General features: G+C 66.6%; 15 protein-coding genes and 1 pseudogene. 10 read left to right on the top strand and 6 right to left on the bottom strand.

Annotated features, from left to right (window positions below):
• Positions 1-142: 142 nt before the first annotated feature.
• Positions 143-1369, top strand: a complete 1227-nt coding sequence (locus ACLJRL_RS31505; protein ID WP_410659965.1) for a hypothetical protein — start codon at positions 143-145, stop codon at positions 1367-1369.
• 286 nt (positions 1370-1655) lie between these two features.
• Here the strand turns inward: ACLJRL_RS31505 and ACLJRL_RS31500 are convergent, their stop codons facing one another.
• Positions 1656-2465, bottom strand: coding sequence for a beta family protein (locus tag ACLJRL_RS31500; RefSeq protein ID WP_410660125.1), 810 nt, complete (start codon positions 2463-2465; stop codon positions 1656-1658).
• A gap of 1051 nt (positions 2466-3516) precedes the next feature.
• On the opposite strand from ACLJRL_RS31500, the gene ACLJRL_RS31495 reads away from it, so the two are divergent.
• Together ACLJRL_RS31495 and ACLJRL_RS31490 are read left to right on the top strand one after the other, a co-directional pair.
• Entirely contained in the window at positions 3517-3810 is a 294-nt protein-coding gene (locus tag ACLJRL_RS31495) for a DUF6355 family natural product biosynthesis protein (protein ID WP_410659964.1), read from the top strand.
• A 266-nt stretch (positions 3811-4076) separates the two neighbouring features.
• Positions 4077-4406, top strand: coding sequence for a hypothetical protein (locus ACLJRL_RS31490; RefSeq protein WP_410659963.1), 330 nt, complete (start codon positions 4077-4079; stop codon positions 4404-4406).
• 63 nt (positions 4407-4469) lie between these two features.
• Here ACLJRL_RS31490 and ACLJRL_RS31485 read toward each other — a convergent pair whose 3' ends face one another.
• Positions 4470-5147, bottom strand: coding sequence for an MBL fold metallo-hydrolase (locus tag ACLJRL_RS31485; protein ID WP_410659962.1), 678 nt, complete (start codon positions 5145-5147; stop codon positions 4470-4472).
• A 107-nt stretch (positions 5148-5254) separates the two neighbouring features.
• On the opposite strand from ACLJRL_RS31485, the gene ACLJRL_RS31480 reads away from it, so the two are divergent.
• On the top strand, positions 5255-6478 hold the full coding sequence (locus ACLJRL_RS31480; RefSeq protein WP_410659961.1) for an acyltransferase family protein: 1224 nt from the start codon (positions 5255-5257) through the stop codon (positions 6476-6478).
• A 76-nt stretch (positions 6479-6554) separates the two neighbouring features.
• A complete protein-coding gene (gene uvrA, locus ACLJRL_RS31475; RefSeq protein ID WP_410659960.1) occupies positions 6555-9410 on the top strand; it encodes an excinuclease ABC subunit UvrA in 2856 nt (951 codons plus the stop codon).
• Positions 9411-9484: 74 nt separating this feature from the next.
• On the opposite strand, the gene ACLJRL_RS31470 is transcribed toward uvrA, so the two are convergent.
• Complete coding sequence (locus ACLJRL_RS31470; protein ID WP_410659959.1) at positions 9485-10129, bottom strand: fibronectin type III domain-containing protein; 645 nt, start codon at positions 10127-10129, stop codon at positions 9485-9487.
• Positions 10130-10399: 270 nt separating this feature from the next.
• On the opposite strand from ACLJRL_RS31470, the gene ACLJRL_RS31465 reads away from it, so the two are divergent.
• The 4 genes from ACLJRL_RS31465 to ACLJRL_RS31450 are packed head-to-tail and all read left to right on the top strand — an operon-like array spanning position 10400 to position 12870.
• Positions 10400-10951: a sigma-70 family RNA polymerase sigma factor gene (locus tag ACLJRL_RS31465; RefSeq protein ID WP_410660124.1), complete on the top strand. Its 552-nt coding sequence runs from the start codon at positions 10400-10402 to the stop codon at positions 10949-10951.
• Positions 10948-11658: an anti-sigma factor family protein gene (locus ACLJRL_RS31460; RefSeq protein WP_410659958.1), complete on the top strand. Its 711-nt coding sequence runs from the start codon at positions 10948-10950 to the stop codon at positions 11656-11658. Before ACLJRL_RS31465 ends, ACLJRL_RS31460 begins: the two co-directional genes overlap by 4 nt.
• Before the next feature lie 2 nt (positions 11659-11660).
• A complete protein-coding gene (locus ACLJRL_RS31455; protein ID WP_410659957.1) occupies positions 11661-12134 on the top strand; it encodes an SRPBCC family protein in 474 nt (157 codons plus the stop codon).
• 10 nt (positions 12135-12144) lie between these two features.
• Complete coding sequence (locus ACLJRL_RS31450; RefSeq protein WP_410659956.1) at positions 12145-12870, top strand: carbon-nitrogen hydrolase family protein; 726 nt, start codon at positions 12145-12147, stop codon at positions 12868-12870.
• Here ACLJRL_RS31450 and ACLJRL_RS31445 read toward each other — a convergent pair.
• Positions 12849-14275 (bottom strand): annotated as a pseudogene (locus ACLJRL_RS31445) (MFS transporter). The gene ACLJRL_RS31450 and the pseudogene ACLJRL_RS31445 overlap by 22 nt on opposite strands.
• Positions 14276-14390: 115 nt before the next feature.
• Here ACLJRL_RS31445 and ACLJRL_RS31440 point away from each other — a divergent pair.
• A complete protein-coding gene (locus ACLJRL_RS31440) occupies positions 14391-14792 on the top strand; it encodes a winged helix-turn-helix transcriptional regulator (RefSeq protein ID WP_410659955.1) in 402 nt (133 codons plus the stop codon).
• Here ACLJRL_RS31440 and ACLJRL_RS31435 read toward each other — a convergent pair.
• Both ACLJRL_RS31435 and ACLJRL_RS31430 read right to left on the bottom strand, forming a co-directional pair.
• Entirely contained in the window at positions 14782-15363 is a 582-nt protein-coding gene (locus tag ACLJRL_RS31435; protein WP_410659954.1) for a DUF6000 family protein, read from the bottom strand. The two genes, ACLJRL_RS31440 and ACLJRL_RS31435, sit on opposite strands and share 11 nt — an antisense overlap.
• Before the next feature lie 79 nt (positions 15364-15442).
• Positions 15443-16765 carry a cation:dicarboxylate symporter family transporter gene (locus ACLJRL_RS31430; protein WP_410660123.1) on the bottom strand — a complete coding sequence of 441 codons (1323 nt, stop codon included), beginning with the start codon at positions 16763-16765 and terminating at the stop codon, positions 15443-15445.
• Positions 16766-16778 lie beyond the last annotated feature (13 nt).

The following is a 16778-nucleotide window of genomic DNA, read 5'->3' as shown; positions in this document are numbered from 1 at the left end:
GTGAACCTGTGCCGAATCTGATCTTTCGTGGTCGGGAGGTGTTTCTTGTCGTCAGAGCGAGTCCTCCGGCTGCCGAAGGTTGCTTCGCTTCGTCGAGGATTGTCGATCTTTGTCGGGAATTGGATCATGGCGGAGGGGTGTCTTGAGCATTCAGATTGAGGGGGAGCGTGTCGAAGGGGCGGATTCGACGAAGGCAGTCGAGGCTGCGCTGCGCTGGCTCGCCAAGCGCAAGGACTGCGACGTTCTCGACTCCTTGCGCTATGGGATCGAAGATCCTTCGAGCGAAGCCGCGGACGTGCTCGATTGCATGGTCGGAAAGACCGCGTCAATGCTCTCGGCAACGTCCGAGTCGAGGGCGCTGGCCTTGTGGGGCCTGCTTCTCGACGAGATCGGAAAGATCGGGTCAGTCGGAGGGTCGCGTCGCCGGAATGTCCTGATCGCGGCCTTTCGGCTGCAGCCGGAACGGGGGAGCTTCGTGAAGTGGGAAGCGACGCTCGGTCGACGGTTCGGACAGCTGAGAAGCACATCGAAGGTGTTCGGGAATCCGGTTCCTGTCACCACGACGCCCATGGACAAGGCTTGGAGCGCGGCTTTGAAGAGGCTGGCTCCCTGTCTCTGGCAACGTCTCGAAGAGCTCGGTCAGGATGGTGAATCATGGCCGGCATACGAAGAACTCGGGCGAGTCGCGGCGGTCGGGCTTGAAGGCGAAGCAAGTTCTACGGTGCCGGTCGCGATTCCCAGTCAGAGGGCTCCCTCCGAGGGAGCGCAGCCGGTGTTCGTTGATTTCATGATCGTTACGGTCATGATGAAGCGGAGGGTCGCCTCCCGTCGGATGACGGAGCGCCACATCATCGCACGCGAAGACGGGGTCGAATCCTACCTGGCTCGAGCGCTGACGGGGTGGACCGACGAATTGGCGCCCATTCCCATCAACGCAATGTGGGGGTGCCGAGTCGAGACATCGGCGGGTAGGCATCCGGGAGATCCGATCATGGTGGGCCTGAGATTTCCGAAAGTGCTGAGCAAAGGCGACCGTCATAGATTCATCTCAGAGGCGCTGGAAGACGATCTCGACGAGAAACGGTTCTGGATCAATGTGGATGTCGATCACCATGGCATCGCGCCGGGTACCTTCGGCGAAGACGGCGAGCCGAAGAGTGGCCTGACGATTCGGATCAACTTCGAGGACGATGTACCCGACGCTTGCTGGTGGTACGCGGAACAGACCGACTACGAACGGCTGATCCGGCCGCCCGCCGGAGATCGTCATCTACTCGAAATCCGGCAAGGCTCGGTGCAGCATACTTTTTTGAGGCCCTGCCGGCCGCGAGAGGACTATGGCATCGCGTTTCGATGGCCGCAGCAGTGAAGAGGAACTGGGCCACATCGAACCGATGTGGCTCAGTTTCTGGGCGAGGGGCCGATTCGCTCAGTTCCCGGTGTTTCCGCCGCCGCTGCCCTTGCCGTCGTCCCCGTGGAACGCTCGGGCGTGCGTCGGCTCGGAACGTCCAATGGCCATCAAGGTCTCCTTCGCTGATATGAGAATGTAGCGAAGAAGCTACAGAGGGCATCCTGACTCTTGGTGATGACCCGTGTCTTTGCGTAATGAGGGCTTGCGGTAGGTTGGCTGTTTCGGTTGCGGTGCAAAGCCCGAGTCAGAGATCGTCTGCGGTTCTGCGGGACACGTGTTCGAGATGATGCGAGGTGGCCATGGCGACCCAGCGAGGCACCGACCCGGCGGATTGCTTGCCGGTAAGCTGGCACCGCGTCAACTCGCGGTCGCCCCACGAGTAGTCGGGTCCGGCGAAGTCGTTTCTCTTGACCAGCTCCTCGGCCAGATCGGCGAACAACTCTGCGGCGGCGTCGTCTTTTTCCTTCTTGCGGCGCAGGATCACTGTTCGCCGCGGCACCGTATAGCAGAGGTACGGGGAAGGGGTTCGCGCGTTTCCGCCGGACTGAGGCGGCTTTGGATGTGTCACGCCGTAGTCGCCGTAGTTGATTCCCTCTGCGCCAGACTGACGCACCTCTTCCCAGAGGGTGACTTCGGGGCGATCGCGCAGAATTGTCGCGTAGTTGGTACGAATCGCCGGGATCGAGCCGGCCAGTAGTGTTATCGCCTCGGGGCCGAGCAGGTTCGACACCGTCACGGCGGCGCTGGTTACCGCGGCCACGTCATGTGCGCGAACGGTTTCGACGAATTCCGCGTCGACCACCGCGTGGACTCGCCCCGGCGCGGCGCCGGTCAGTCGCATTACAGAGCGGATCCGCTCGTCCAGTTCCTCTGCGGGCTGGCCAGAGCGGCGGATTCGAATGGCGATGTCCCGCTCTTTGTGTTCGATCAAGAGTCGCACTCGACGCAGTTCGTCGTTCGACGCGTCGGCACTGATGACGGGGATCAGCCCGGGGAGGTTCGGCGCGAAAAGTCCGATTTCGCTTGTCACCGCGGACTCGATAATGTTGTCCAGGTACTCGAAGACCCCTCCAGCTTGCCGTGCGAGCGGGCTGGCGGACGTAAGCCAGGTCGTGTCCAGTCACAAGGTTCGATCGAATTCCGCGAGACGCACCGCGGCTCGGCAAAGGGCGGGCAGGACCCTGCCGCTGGGGTGCACGGAATCGAGCAACTCGACCATGACGCGAACTTGTGCGTCATTTCGCGATCGCAGGTTGCCAAGGGCATTTAGTTCGCCGAGCTTGCTTTTGACGGCCACCAGCGGGCGAACAGTGTGCATCCGCCTCCCTCCCATTGGACGGCGATCTAGTTCGAACTTCTCAGTATCGAGCACCGTCGCGACAAAAGCTGTCCGCTGGTCAGGTGGTAGGCAGCAACCTGTGGGTGATGGTGACATTACTCAGAGTGTTGTCAGTCGAGGTGGCCAGTACGCCTCGGTTCAGAGCGGGCCGCCGTCGACCTGGGCAGCCCTGTCTCAAACGCCTTGAATCTCATTGGTAGCGCTCGTCCGGCTCATCGAAGATTGGGAAGCGACGTCGTCTGCCAGTGGCCTGGATCCCCCTCGGGGGTGAGTATGGTACGTGACGTTTGGAAACTAAGTCGGAGTTCGGTTGTGGTTCTGCTCGACATGTCAAGCGGCAGGTCTGGTTTCGTATTCGGAAATGACTGTCGCACAGGCATGGCTATCGGTGAGCAGCAAGTAAGTGGTAGCTGAACCTCCCTTTTGTGGCCGCATCGGGGGTTCACCCGATTGGCGGATACTCATCAACCACGTGGGCCGCAAAGCTGTGAGATGTCATCAAGAACTCGGTGGCACACTGGGGCTAGGGGTAACAAGAGGATTTCGACACTATTTTCGCCTTCGGGTTGAAGTCTGTCCATATGAGCGGGTGAAATACCCGCTTTCTTAAGCGTGCCAACGAACAGTCCGGGCCATGACGCATCGGGTCCGGTTCCTGTCCTGCGGGCGTCCCTTGCCTTTTACGGTGAGCGCAATTCTCGCTTACCGAATCCGCAATCAGCCATTGTCAAGAAATGGGGTCGACATGCGCTTCTTGAAAGCTTCCGTGATTGCCGCTTCAGCGGTCGCAGGCCTGGTTCTCACCGGCGCTTCCGCCGTCGCCGCGCCGTCGGAAACGGCGTCTTCCGTCGTCGGCGCGCAGTCCGCTGCCGCAGATCCTTGCGGGTACTGGGAGACGTTCTCCACCGCTTGGTACACCCACTGCGGGGACAGCTGCATCTGGATCGTCGTCGACTACGAGGACAGCCCCAACCAGTACAAGCAGGTCCGGCAGCGCGGCACCGTCGACCTCGGCGGCGCCGCGGACGTCAACAACGCCTGGTACTCGCACCCCTGCTGACTGAAGTGAGTGATGGCCCCTCCCCCGCGCTGAACGCGGGGGAGGGGCTATTGCCCTGCCCGTTGATCTTCACGGGCGGGCTGACTTCATGCACGCCTTCGCTCATGCAAGCGTGTACGCACAGACCCGCGGAGCCCGCACTACTGGTTTCTGACCTCGGCGGGCGTGGGCAGAGGATGGTCGTGTTCTCGACGACTGAGCGGTTGGCCGCACATGTGGCTGACTGTGACGGTCAAGAGGTTCCACGTCACTGACGGAGGCCGCTAATGGATACGTCCTATGAAGAGGATCTGGAGTACCTGCTCAACTATGCGCAGGAAGACTGGGTCGGTCTCTCGGTCGTGGGTGGCATCGCTGGAACGCGTGCGGGCAAGGGCGCGACCTTCGACGAGATGACGTCGGCGCTGCTGGCCGTGATCAGTGACCTGATCGACCGGGGTGCGGTTCCGGGAGATCTGGTGGAGGGGGACCCCGGATTCGTGCCTTGGCTGGGCACGAAGGACGAGGTTCTCGCTCGGTTCGCGAATGAGGTTCGAGCCCTGAGGTCAATGCCGGAGACCGGCGAGGTCTGCTGGATTCACGATCCGACTGCGTAGGGGTGGCTCCAGAGTCGTCCGCCGTCTACCTGGTAGACAGCCCCGGTCCGAAACACCTGAAGCTCACCAACCGCGTTCGCGCCACTCCGCGACATGCGCCCGCTGCTCACCCAGCGTCGAGTCGTCCCCGTGACCCGGGTAGAACCAGGTCTCATCCGGCAGCTCGTCAAAGATTCGCGACGAGACGTCGTCGACCAGCGTCTTGAACTCTTCCGGCGAGTTCGTCTTGCCGACGCCGCCGGGGAACAGCGAGTCGCCGGTGAACAGGTGCGGGTGCCCGGCCGGGTCGCGGTAGAGCAGGGCGATCGAACCGGGGGTGTGGCCGCGCAGGTGGATCACCTCGAGGGTGATCTGCCCGACCTTGACCGTGTCGCCGTGCTCGACCAGGAAGTCCGGCGGGATCGGCAGCGGTTCGGCGTCCAGCGGATGGGCGGCGGTGTTGGAACCGTTCGCGCCGGCGACCGCGCCGAGGGCCTGCCAGTGATCGGGGTGCTGGTGGGTGGTCACGACGGTCTTCAGCGCGGGGCGCTCGGGGCCGTGGCCGATGAGGTCGGAGATCCGTTCCGGATCACTCGCGGCGTCGATCAGCAGCGCCTCGTTGTCGGCGCGGCAGACGAGCAGATACGCGTTGTTGTCCATCGGACCGACCGACAGCTTCGTGATGGTGAGCGCGTCCAGGGTGCGGCGGGCGGCGTCACCGCCGGGCTCGACATGACCGGTGTAGGACTCGACGATGTTCACAGCGCACACGGTAGTCGTTCGCCTGCAATCGGTTCCACCCGCACAGGCGACACACAGGGGTGGCCCGTAGGCTCGCGTCGCCCCGCCGGCCGAACCCCAGGACACCCGTGCCCGACCCCGGAAAGCGCAGCCCACGCCGCATCAGCTGGGACCTCCTCCGAGTCGTCGCGGTCCTCGCGGTCATCCTGGGGCATATCACCCATCAGGGTGCTCTTTTGCACCCGGAATTGGTCGGCTATCCCTTCCGGGTCACGGCTCAGTTCGGTGCGGCCATCCTTCTGGTGATCTCCGCCTTCTTCGCCTGCGCGAGCCTGCGCAAAGGTGACCCCGGTCGCTGGCTGTGGAGCCGGATCGCCCGCCTCGTTCCCGCATACCTCGTGGCCGTGGCCGTCACCTACGTCGTCGCCAGGTACGCGACGATCCGGTTCAGCGGCCTGCCGTTCCCGCCCGGGATCGGCGGATTCCTGTTCGGCGTCCCCCAGGGACCGCCGGCCGACCCGTCGCCCTGGTACGTCCCGACCGGGGCCGACCTGCTCGCCAACCTGGGCATGGTCCAGGAGTGGGGCTGGCGCTACGAGGCCTTCTACTACCTCGACGGCGCCTACTGGACGCTGCCGGTCCAGCTGATGGCCTTCACCGCGGCCGCCCTGCTGTGGCCTCGGCGATGGCGCACCCACCGGCTCACCGTCGGACTGCTCTGGGCGATGGTCGTCGTCCCGGTGATCCTCCGGTTCGTCGTCTTCGACCCGGTCACCACGCCCAGACTCGTCGAGACCTTCTTCTACGGCCTGGGCCTGCACCGCGTGCACGTCTTCGCCATCGGCATCGCGATCTGGCTGTGGTCGAAGCGGCGGCTGGCGAACTGGCATCTCGCTCTCTTCCTCGCCGCTGCCGCCACCGCGCAGGACCTGCAGGTCTTCCCGTTCCACCAGGCGCTGCCCAACGACCCCGAACGCTGGCCGTCGACCATCGGGTTCGCGATCATGGTGCTACTGGTGTGCCTCGCCGCGCGCGGGCCGGACTGGCGGTTCCCCGGACTCACCCGGATCGCCCCGGCTGTCACCTGGCTCGCGGGCATCTCGTATGGTCTTTATCTGGTGCACCAGGAACTGGGCTACATCCTGGCCCGTGCCCTGCTGAACGCCGGCGTCCCCGGCTGGTTGCGGCTCCCTCTCGTGCTGGCCGCCGCCGTACTGGGCGGCTGGGCGATCACCGCGGGAGTGGAACGGCCGGTCCATCGCCGGCTCACCGCCCGCCGGGATCGCTCCGAAAAACCCGGAAAACCGCAGGTCAAGGACTCGGATCCAGTTTCTGTCGGTGGTGCCTCGTAGCATGGTGGCGGCCGCCCGTGCAGCTCTCCACCGGGCCGGCGACCGCAGCTGAGAATGAAACCTGAAGGGACCTGGCGTGGCTGATCGCCTCGTTGTTCGCGGCGCTCGCGAGCACAATCTCCGCGGCGTGGATCTCGACCTGCCCCGCGACAGCCTGATCGTGTTCACCGGTCTGTCCGGGTCCGGAAAGTCGAGCCTCGCCTTCGACACCATCTTCGCCGAGGGGCAGCGCCGTTACGTCGAGTCGCTGTCGGCCTACGCGCGCCAGTTCCTCGGCCAGATGGACAAGCCGGACGTCGACTTCATCGAGGGGCTTTCGCCCGCGGTGTCGATCGACCAGAAGTCCACCTCGCGCAACCCGCGTTCGACCGTGGGCACCATCACCGAGGTCTACGACTACCTGCGTCTGCTCTACGCCCGCGCCGGCAAGGCGCACTGCCCGCAGTGCGGCGAGGCGATCAGCAAGCAGACCCCGCAGCAGATCGTCGACCAGGTGCTCGCCATGGAAGAGGGCACTCGCTTCCAGGTGCTCGCGCCGGTCGTGCGCGGGCGCAAGGGGGAGTACCTCGACCTCTTCGAGAACCTGCAGCAGCAGGGCTACGCGCGTGTCGTGGTGGACGGGACGGTCCACCCGCTCACCGACCCGCCGAAGCTGAAGAAGCAGGAAAAGCACCAGATCGCCGTCATCATCGACAGGCTCTCGGTGAAGACGAGCTCACGGCAGCGGCTCACCGACTCGGTCGAGACGGCGCTCCGGCTGGCCGACGGCCTGATCGAGCTGGAGTTCGTCGACCTGCCGGAGAACGACGCGCACCGCATCCGCGGCTTCTCCGAGAACCTCGCCTGCCCCAACGGCCACCCGCTGGCGATCGAGGACCTCGAACCGCGGTCGTTCTCGTTCAACGCGCCCTACGGCGCCTGCCCCGTGTGCTCCGGTATCGGCGTCCGCAAGGAGGTCGACCCGGAACTGGTGGTCCCGGACGACGAGATGTCGCTCGGTGAGGGCGCCATCGCGCCCTGGGCGGGCGGCCAGAGCGCGGACTACTTCATCCGCCTGCTCGAGTCGCTTTCGGAGACCGTCGGTTTCCGAATGGACACCCCGTGGCGCAGGCTGCCGGCGAAGGTCCAGAAAGCCGTCCTGCACGGCGTCGACGAGCAGGTCCACGTCCGCTACAAGAACCGCTACGGGCGTCAGCGTTCGTACTATGCGGCCTTCGAGGGCGTCATCCCGTTCCTCGAACGGCGCCAGGAGCAGACAGAGTCCGAGTACATGCGCGAGCGGTACGAGGGCTACATGCGCGAGGTCCCGTGCCCGGCCTGCCAGGGCACGCGGCTCAAGCCGGAGATCCTCGCCGTCACCCTGGAGCACAAGACCCAGGGTGACCGCTCGATCGCCGAGGTCTGCGCCCTCTCGATCGCGGAGGCGTCGCAGTTCCTCGACGAGCTGGAGCTCGGCAAGCGCGAGACGGTGATCGCCGGCGCGGTGCTCAAGGAGATCCAGGCGCGGCTGCGCTTCCTGCTCGACGTCGGGCTCAACTACCTCTCGCTCGACCGCGCCTCCGGGACGCTGTCCGGTGGCGAGGCGCAGCGCATCCGGCTCGCCACGCAGATCGGCTCCGGTCTGGTCGGCGTGCTGTACGTGCTGGACGAGCCTTCGATCGGGCTGCACCAGCGGGACAACCACCGGCTGATCGAGACGCTGGTCCGGCTGCGTGACCTCGGCAACACGCTGATCGTCGTCGAGCACGACGAGGACACCATCCGCTCCAGCGACTGGGTCGTCGACATCGGCCCCGGCGCCGGCGAGCACGGCGGCCACATCGTCCACAGTGGACCGTACAAGAAGCTCCTGCGCAACAAGGAATCGATCACCGGCGCGTACCTTTCGGGCCGCAGCAAGATCGAGGTCCCGCTGATCCGGCGGCCGATCGACAAGAAGCGGCAGCTGACCGTCGTCGGCGCGCGTGAGCACAACCTGCGTGGTCTCGACGTGTCGTTCCCGCTCGGCTGCCTGGTGTCGGTCACCGGCGTCTCCGGCTCCGGGAAGTCCACGCTGGTCAACGACATCCTCGCGACGGTGCTGGCGAACAAGCTCAACGGCGCGCGCCAGGTTCCGGGGCGGCACACCCGCGTGAACGGCCTCGCTGCCGTGGACAAGCTGGTCCGCGTCGACCAGTCGCCGATCGGCCGCACCCCGCGGTCCAACCCGGCGACCTACACCGGTGTCTGGGACCACGTGCGCAAGCTGTTCGCCGCGACCACCGAGGCGAAGGTGCGCGGCTACCAGCAGGGCCGGTTCTCCTTCAACGTCAAGGGCGGCCGGTGCGAGGCCTGCGCCGGTGACGGCACTATCAAGATCGAGATGAACTTCCTGCCGGACGTCTACGTCCCGTGCGAGGTCTGCAAGGGCGACCGGTACAACCGGGAGACCCTCGAGGTCCATTACAAGGGCAAGACCGTCTCCGACGTGCTGAACATGCCGATCGAAGAGGCGGCCGAGTTCTTCGAGCCGATCAAGGCGATCCACCGGCACCTGGCCACGCTCGTCGACGTCGGCCTCGGCTACGTCCGGCTCGGGCAGCCCGCGCCGACGCTCTCGGGCGGCGAGGCGCAGCGCGTCAAGCTCGCCAGCGAACTGCAGAAGCGGTCCACCGGCAAGACGGTCTACATCCTCGACGAGCCGACGACCGGTCTGCACTTCGAGGACATCAGCAAGCTGATCGGCGTGATCAACGGGCTGGTGGACAAGGGCAACACGGTGATCGTCATCGAGCACAACCTCGACGTCATCAAGACCTCGGACTGGGTCATCGACATGGGTCCCGAGGGCGGCTCCGGCGGTGGCACGGTCATCGCCGAAGGCACTCCCGAGGAGGTCTCCACGGTGGGCGAGAGCTACACCGGAGAGTTCCTGAAGCACGTCCTCGCCTGAGTCTCTGAAAATGCTATGAACGACTCGTTACTTGCAAAATTTGCAAGTAACGAGTCGTTCATAGCGTCCGGGACCTACTCCGCGGCCTTCCCCGTCGTTCGGTCCAGCACCGGTGACGCGGGCCCGTAGTAGAAGGCACGCAGCCGGTACGAAGAGCCCTCCTCGCCCGGCATCGTCGCGAGCCCGGCCGACGTCGTCCCCGCGTCGGAGACCTCGATCGGCAGGAATTCGGCCGCGCCGGGTTTCTTGATCTCCACGAGGAAACCGTCCTCGTCGCTGGAGCGGTCGGCCCAGCTGAACCGCACCATCTCCTCCTCGGCGGGCTCCGCCCGGAATCCCGCCGGAGCCGCGTTCGAGTCGCCACCGCGCAGGGGCACCGCCGGCCCGGAAACGCCGGGCACGGAAGGCCCGGAGACCGTGATCGCCGCGGAAACCTGACCGTAGAACGGCCGGATCCGGTAGTAGAACCGGGTTTCCGGGATCAGATCCGGATGCCGGTAGGTCGTCTGCCTCGGCGGCACGAACTGCAGGATCGTGTACTCGCCGTTCGGATCGGTCGTGTACTCGACGATCCTCCCCGCGACGTCCGGATCGTCGTCGGGCCAGCTCAGGTCCACGTTCACCGGATCCGACAGCGTCGCGGTGAAACCGGGCTTCTCGGCACAACCGGCCGCGAACACCAGCACCGCGGCCAGTGCGGCCGCGAGTCTCCTTGGCACGCCTCGACCCTCCCGGGAATCAGGCGGCGGCGGAATCCGGAGGCGTCAGCATACGAGCGCGCCGGGTGATCGACAAGGCCCGCGGAAAACCCGGTTGAACCGTGAGACGCCGTCGCCCGTGTGGGGAGCAAGAGGAGGCGGCCATGGAAAACCGAGGAGAGGCCGGTGCCGATGCACAGTTCGATCGCGGCACGCGCCGAGCGATCCACCTTGCCCCTGCGGGTTGCAGTACTGTCCTCGCCGACCCAGAAGACCGTCGGGAGGACACGAGTGGCGATCGGAGGCTGGCGGCCCAAAAAGGCCAAGGGCGAGGACCTGGTCCGGCACTTGTACGCCGAACACGGCAGGAGCCTGCTGGCGTACGCGACAAGGCTGACCGGGGATCGCGCGGCCGCGGAGGACGTCGTGCAGGAGACACTGGTCCGCGCCTGGAAGCACGCCGAGGACCTGGAGAACGACGCGAAGGGATCGGTGCGGGGCTGGCTGCTCACGGTGGCCCGCAACATCATCACCGACCGGGCGCGCGCCAGGGCGGCGAGGCCGCCGGAAGTGGCGGAGCCCGAAGACGGCGCGCCGACACCCGCGGTGTCGAAAGACCACGCGCAGGGTGTCGTGGATTCCATGGCCGTGCTCGGGGCGATGGACGGCCTGTCCGCGGAACATCGTGATGTTCTGGTGGAGATCTACTACCGGGGCCGCACGGTGGCCGAAGCGGCGAGATCCCTGGGCGTCGCCCCGGGTACCGTTAAGTCGAGATCTTATTACGCGTTACGGGCGCTCAGAGCCGTGATGTCGGGAACCGGGAAGGAGGTAGCGCGATGAGTGCGGTGGGACACGACCAAGGCCAGCTCGCCGCCTACGTCCTGGGCGGGCTCGACCCGAGGGAGGCGGCCACCTTCGAGGCGCATCTGGCGGCCTGCCCCGCGTGCCGTCGTGAGGTGCGGGAGCTGGCGGAACTGCGGTACCACTTCGACGAGGTGCCGCCGGAAGCCTTCCTCGAAGGGCCTCCCGACGGCGGCGACCTGCTGCTGCAGCGCACGCTGCGCCAGGTCCGCGACGAAGAGGGCGCCCAGGAGCAGAAACCGCGGCGGTTCCTCGCCGTGGCCGCGGCCGCGGTGCTGGTCGTCGTGGCGGTCGGCGGAGGTGTCCTGGTCGGACGGCAGACCTCGCCCGAGCCGTCGACGGTGGCTCTTCCGGTGCCGACGGTGACGACACCGGTTCCGGGCACCGTCGATCTCGCGGCGACCAACCGGGAGAGCGGGGCGCAGCTGGCGGTCCGGGTCATTCCGGCGGCGGGCTGGGTGCGGCTGCACGCCAAGGCGGAAGGCGTCCGCGAAGGTGAGAAGTGCCAGCTCATCGTGGTGACCAAGAGCGGTGAGCGGGTCAACGCGGGCAGCTGGCTGGTTTCGCAGAAGGGTGAACGCGAAGGCACCGGTATCGACGGTTCGGCCCTGGTCGCTCCCAACGATGTGGCCTCGGTCGACGTCGTGACCATGGACGGCCGGAACCTGGTGTCGGCGCAGGTGTGACGGTGAATCCCTCGGGTCGCGGAGGCGGTGGCGGTTGGTACCGCTTCCGCGACACGTGGGTGCTGCCCGCTTCGCCCAAGTCGGTCTTCGACGCCGTCGTCGACCTCGCCGCGTATCCGTTGTGGTGGCGCGACGTCCGTTCGGTCAGCCAGGTCGACGACGACACCGCCGAACTCGTCTGCCGGTCGAGGCTGCCGTATGCGCTGAAGCTGCGGATGCACCGTGACCAGGCGGACGAGGGAACGGGGCACGTGCGGGTCCGGCTCAGCGGTGATCTCGAGGGCACTTTGGACGGCGAGCTGAGCCCGGACGGCGACGGGACGCGCCTGGAGATCACCCAAGAGGTCGAGGCCAGGAAACCGTTGCTGCGCAAGCTCGATCGGGTCGCGTGGCCGCTGTTCCGGGTCAATCACGCGCTGATGATGCGACGAGGGCAACAGGGTCTGCGGAGTTATCTGGTCGCGCCCAGCGCTTAAGCTTCCGGCCATGGAACCCAAGCGGCCGTTGCGGGTCGCCACTGTCCAGCCGTTCACCGCGGATCTTTCCGCGAACATCGCCGAGCACGCCCGGCTCATCCGGATCGCGGGCGCCGAGGGCGCCGATCTCGGTGTCTTCCCCGAACTTTCCTTGACCGGCCTGGAGTTCGACGCGCTCGCCGCCGACCCCGGCCTCTGGCTCGCCGAGGACGATCCGCGTCTCGAACCGCTCAGGGAGGCCTGCCGGGCCGGCGGGATCCACGCGGTCGTCGGGCTTCCGCTCTTGGAGGCCGGGCGCCGGTACATCGGCACGCTCGTCGTCGGTCCCGACGGCGAAACCGTTGCCACCTATGCGAAACGGAATCTGCACAACAGCGAAGAAGAACTCTTCGACACCGGTGAGCGCCAGGTGATCATCGACGTCCACGGCTGGCGGCTCGGTCTCGCGGTCTGTCTCGACGCCGCCAACCCCGCGCACCCCAAGGAACTCGCCGAAGCCGGTGCCGAGGTCTACGTGCTCAGCGCGCTCTTTTCCGAAGGCCAGGAAGATCGGCTGCTCGATCAGGTCGGCGTCGCGGCCGGCTGCGGGATGTGGGTCGTGCTTTCCCAGTACACCGGCAAGACCGGCGGGATGGCCGCGTTCGGGGGCAGCGGGGTCTGGACACCCGGAGGCGACGCCGAGGTACGCCTCGGCGTCGAGTTCTCCGAATGGGCCTACGCGACGATCACCGCCTGAGGCGTCTCCTTGCGGCCACGCAAGACGACAGCGGCGACGAGGACGGCGAGAGCGAGCAGTCCCGCGCTCAGCGCGTACGCGGTCCGGTAGCCACCGGCCAGCGCCTCGGGCATCGCCGTTCCTTCGGCCAGCAACGAACCGGTGCGGGACGCGGCGGCGGTCGCGAGGACCGCGGTACCGACGGCGGCGCCGATCTGCTGGGTGGTGTTGATCAGCCCGGAGGCGACGCCGGCGTCGGCGGGATCGGATCCGGACATCGCCTGCCCCATCAGCGCGGGCATCGCCGCGCCGAACCCGATGCCCATCAGGACGAGCGCGGGCAGGACGTCCGTCGCGTAGTTCCCGTTCGCCTCGACCGTGGCGAGGAGGCCGAGTGCCAGCGCGACCAGTGAGAGCCCGGCGACGAGCACCGTCCGCGCCCCGAAGCGGTGGTTCAGTTTCTCGGCGAACACCAGCGACATCACCGCGATCGAGACCGGGGCGGGCAGGAACGCGAACCCGGTGCTGAGCGCGTCGAGGGAGAGCACCCGCTGCAGGTAGAGCGCGGTGATGAACTGGAAGCCGAACAGCCCGGCGACCATCAGGACCATCACCGTGTTCGCCCCGGACACCGCCCGGGACCGGAAGATCCGCAGCGGCAGCACGGTTCGCGTGCCTTCGCCTGCCGGAGCACGAAACCGGCGAGCAGCAGCAGCGACACCGCGAGCAGCCCGATCGTGCGGGCGTCGCCCCAGGTGTATTCCTCGGCCTTGACGATCGTGTAGACCAGCAGCATCAGCCCGCCGGTGACCAGCCCGGCGCCGGTGATGTCGGTGCCGCCGCGCGGGCCCGCGCCGCGCTCGTCGGCCAGCAGGCGGACGGCCATCACCAGTGCGACCGCGCCGATCGGCAGGTTGATGTAGAAGGTCCAGTGCCAGTCGAGCAGCTGGGTGAGCGTGCCGCCCGCGATGAGCCCGATCGAAGCGCCCGCGGCCTGGGTGAAGCTGTAGACACCGATGGCCTTCGCCCGTGCCCGCGGTTCCGGGAACAGCGTGGTGATCATGCCGAGCACGACGGCCGAGGCGAGTGCGCCGCCCGCGCCCTGCAGGAAGCGGAACACGACGAGCTGGGTCTGATCCTGCGCGATCCCGCACAGCAGCGAGGCGAGGGTGAACACGCTGAGCCCGGCCAGGAAGACCCGTTTTCGGCCGATCAGGTCGCCCAGCCTGCCGGACAACAGCAGCAGCCCGGCGAAGGCGATCAGGTAGGCGTTGACCACCCAGGCCAGCGTGGACGAGGTGAAGCCGAGGTCGTTCTGGATCGCGGGCAGCGCGACGGCGACGATCGAGCCGTCGAGGACGACCATCAGCGAGACGGCGCACAGGACGGCGAGGGCGAGAGCGCGGGAGCGGGCTGTTTCCGGCATGGAGGTACCCCTTCAGGAATTCAGTGGAGTCTTTTCCCTGGTGATGCCTTGGTGCATCACTTGTTACAGCGCTCATCATGTGTGACTATGTTCCGCGCCGGAAGGAGGCACTTTGATGTCCCAGGGGAACACTGATGTGACCACGCTGGCCAGCGTGGTGGACCCGGAAAAACTCGAGGCGTGCACCGTGCTCGAGGTGATCAACCGGATCAGCGGCAAGTGGGCGATCGGCATCCTGCTGGAGGCCACGCGGGGTCCGGTGCGGTTCACCGAACTGGAGCGCTCGGTCGAGGGCATCAGCCGCCGGATGCTGACGCTGACCTTGCGGAACCTCGAACGCGACGGGCTGCTGATCCGCACCGTGTACCCGACGGTGCCGCCGAAGGTGGAGTACGAGGCCACCGCGATGGCCAAGGAGTTGTACGCCTCGCTGAGCGGGCTGCTGAGCTGGGCGGAGCGCCACCGCGACTCGATCGCGGCGTCCCGGGTCGTTTACGACGACAGGGTCAGCGCCTGACGTCCGCCGCGTGCACGGCCCGCTGGACGTGGGAGCAGAGCAGGTCGAACCACATCTTGTGGAACGGCAGGTCCGTGCTGTTCGCCGCCGACCAGCTTTCCCAGAGACCACACGGCCTCAGGTAGCGCGATGTGTACGCGGTCCTGAGGTCGGCGTCGAGATGATGCAGTGCCGCGAGCGCCCATTGCTGGTCGTAACGCAGTGTCGGCTGGGCGAGGTACCGGTCCAGATAGGACACGAGGATCTCGGCGTCGGCGAGGGTGCCGAACCGGGCCAGCGCGAAACAGTAGCCCTGCCCGGCGAAGACCAGCTTGCTCTCCAGGAACAGTTCGCGGATGCGCTCGCGCCACTCGGTCCGGCGGTCGGCGCCGATCAGCCAGGCCGCGGTGAGCCGCGGTCGCCAGTCCGCCTCGAACAGCGCTTCCAGTTCGTCGTCGGTGATCCGCCGGGCGTCCTCGGCCAGGTCGCGCAGGAAGTCCTCACCTTCGGGGCCGCCCGCCATCGCCGCGAAGTTGCCGTGCAGGAGCTTCGAATATCGCTTGCGCGCGTACTGGTCGATGGCGTCGGGCATGCCCGCAGTTTCTCAGAAACGAAGAACCGCGGTGCGAGGACGGGGGACCTCGCACCGCGGTTCTTCGTTTCGCCGAGCGCTAAGCGGACGCGCCGGCCTTCTCCCGATCGGCGTCACGGTCCTCGTCGGGGGGCGGGGCGTGATCGTCGATCAGAGTGGATTCGTCGAACGGGGCCTGGCCGCTGAAGACCTGGTGGGCCCGTTCGCGGTCGAACTCCTTGGTCCACGTTCCGACCAGCACCGTCGCGACGGCGTTGCCGGCGAAGTTGGTCAGCGCGCGGGCTTCCGACATGAAGCGGTCGATGCCGAGGATGAATCCGACGCCGTCGACCAGTTCCGGGCGGTGCGACTGGAGACCACCGGCGAGGGTGGCGATCCCGGCGCCGCTGACGCCCGCCGCGCCCTTCGACGCGATGATCATGAACAGCAGCAAGGAGATCTGCTCGCCGAGCGCCAGCGGCTGGTCCTGCGCGGTGGCGATGAACAGCGTCGCCATGGTCAGGTAGATCGCGGTGCCGTCGAGGTTGAACGAGTAGCCGGTGGGCACCGTGATGCCGACGACCGGCTTGGAAACCCCGAGGTGCTCCATCTTCGCGATCAGCCGCGGCAGGGCCGATTCGGACGACGACGTCGACAGGATCAGCAGGAACTCGCGGCCGAGATAGCGGAGCAGGGTGAAGATGTTGATCCGGGCGCCGAGCCACAGGACCGAGCCGAGCACGCCGAACACGAACACCAGGCAGGTCAGGTAGAAGCCGATCATGATGACGGCGAGGCTGCGCAGCGCGCCCCAGCCGGTTTCCCCGACCACCGCGGCGATCGCGCCGAACGCGCCCACCGGGGCCGCCCACATGATCATCGCGAGGATCCGGAACACGAGACGCTGGATGTGCTCGATACCGCGCCGGATCGGCTCACCCTTGGTGCCGAGCTTCTGCACGGCGAAACCGGCCAGCAGCGCGACGAGCAGCGTCTGCAGCACCTGGCCTTCGGTGAAGGCGGAACCGAAACTCGTGGGGATGATGCCGAGCAGGAAGTCGACGGAGCCTTCGCCGCCCTCGGCCTGCGTGTGCGCCTTCGCCGCGGCGGCCGGGTCGAGGTGCAGGCCCTCGCCCGGGTGCAGGAGGTTGCCGACGACGAGACCGATCGCGAGCGCGAACGTCGACATCATCAGGAAGTAACCGAGCGACAACAGCCCGACCTTGCCGACCTTCGCCGCCTTCGCCACCGATCCGATGCCGAGCACGATGGTGCAGAAGATGATGGGGGAGATCATCATCTTGATCAGGTTCACGAAACCCGTGCCGAGTGGCTTGAGTTCCTTCGCGAGTCCCGGGGCCGCGAAGCCGACGATCACACCGAGGACGACCGCCGCGATGACGGCCATGTACAGGTAATGCATCTTGTCGCGGCGA

Origin of the sequence: Amycolatopsis sp. lyj-112, from assembly GCF_046549055.1 — a bacterium.
GTDB lineage: Bacteria > Actinomycetota > Actinomycetes > Mycobacteriales > Pseudonocardiaceae > Amycolatopsis.
This window is presented reverse-complemented; position numbering and strand designations above follow the sequence as displayed.

Excerpts from the sequence above, each read along its gene's own strand:
- ACLJRL_RS31490 (WP_410659963.1), top strand. The coding sequence starts at position 4,077 with ATGGATACGTCCTATGAAGAGGATCTGGAGTACCTGCTCAACTATGCG.
- ACLJRL_RS31460 (WP_410659958.1), top strand. The coding sequence starts at position 10,948 with ATGAGTGCGGTGGGACACGACCAAGGCCAGCTCGCCGCCTACGTCCTG.
- ACLJRL_RS31450 (WP_410659956.1), top strand. The coding sequence starts at position 12,145 with ATGGAACCCAAGCGGCCGTTGCGGGTCGCCACTGTCCAGCCGTTCACC.
- ACLJRL_RS31440 (WP_410659955.1), top strand. The coding sequence starts at position 14,391 with ATGTCCCAGGGGAACACTGATGTGACCACGCTGGCCAGCGTGGTGGAC.
- ACLJRL_RS31435 (WP_410659954.1), bottom strand. The coding sequence starts at position 15,363 with ATGCCCGACGCCATCGACCAGTACGCGCGCAAGCGATATTCGAAGCTC.
- ACLJRL_RS31430 (WP_410660123.1), bottom strand. The coding sequence starts at position 16,765 with ATGCATTACCTGTACATGGCCGTCATCGCGGCGGTCGTCCTCGGTGTG.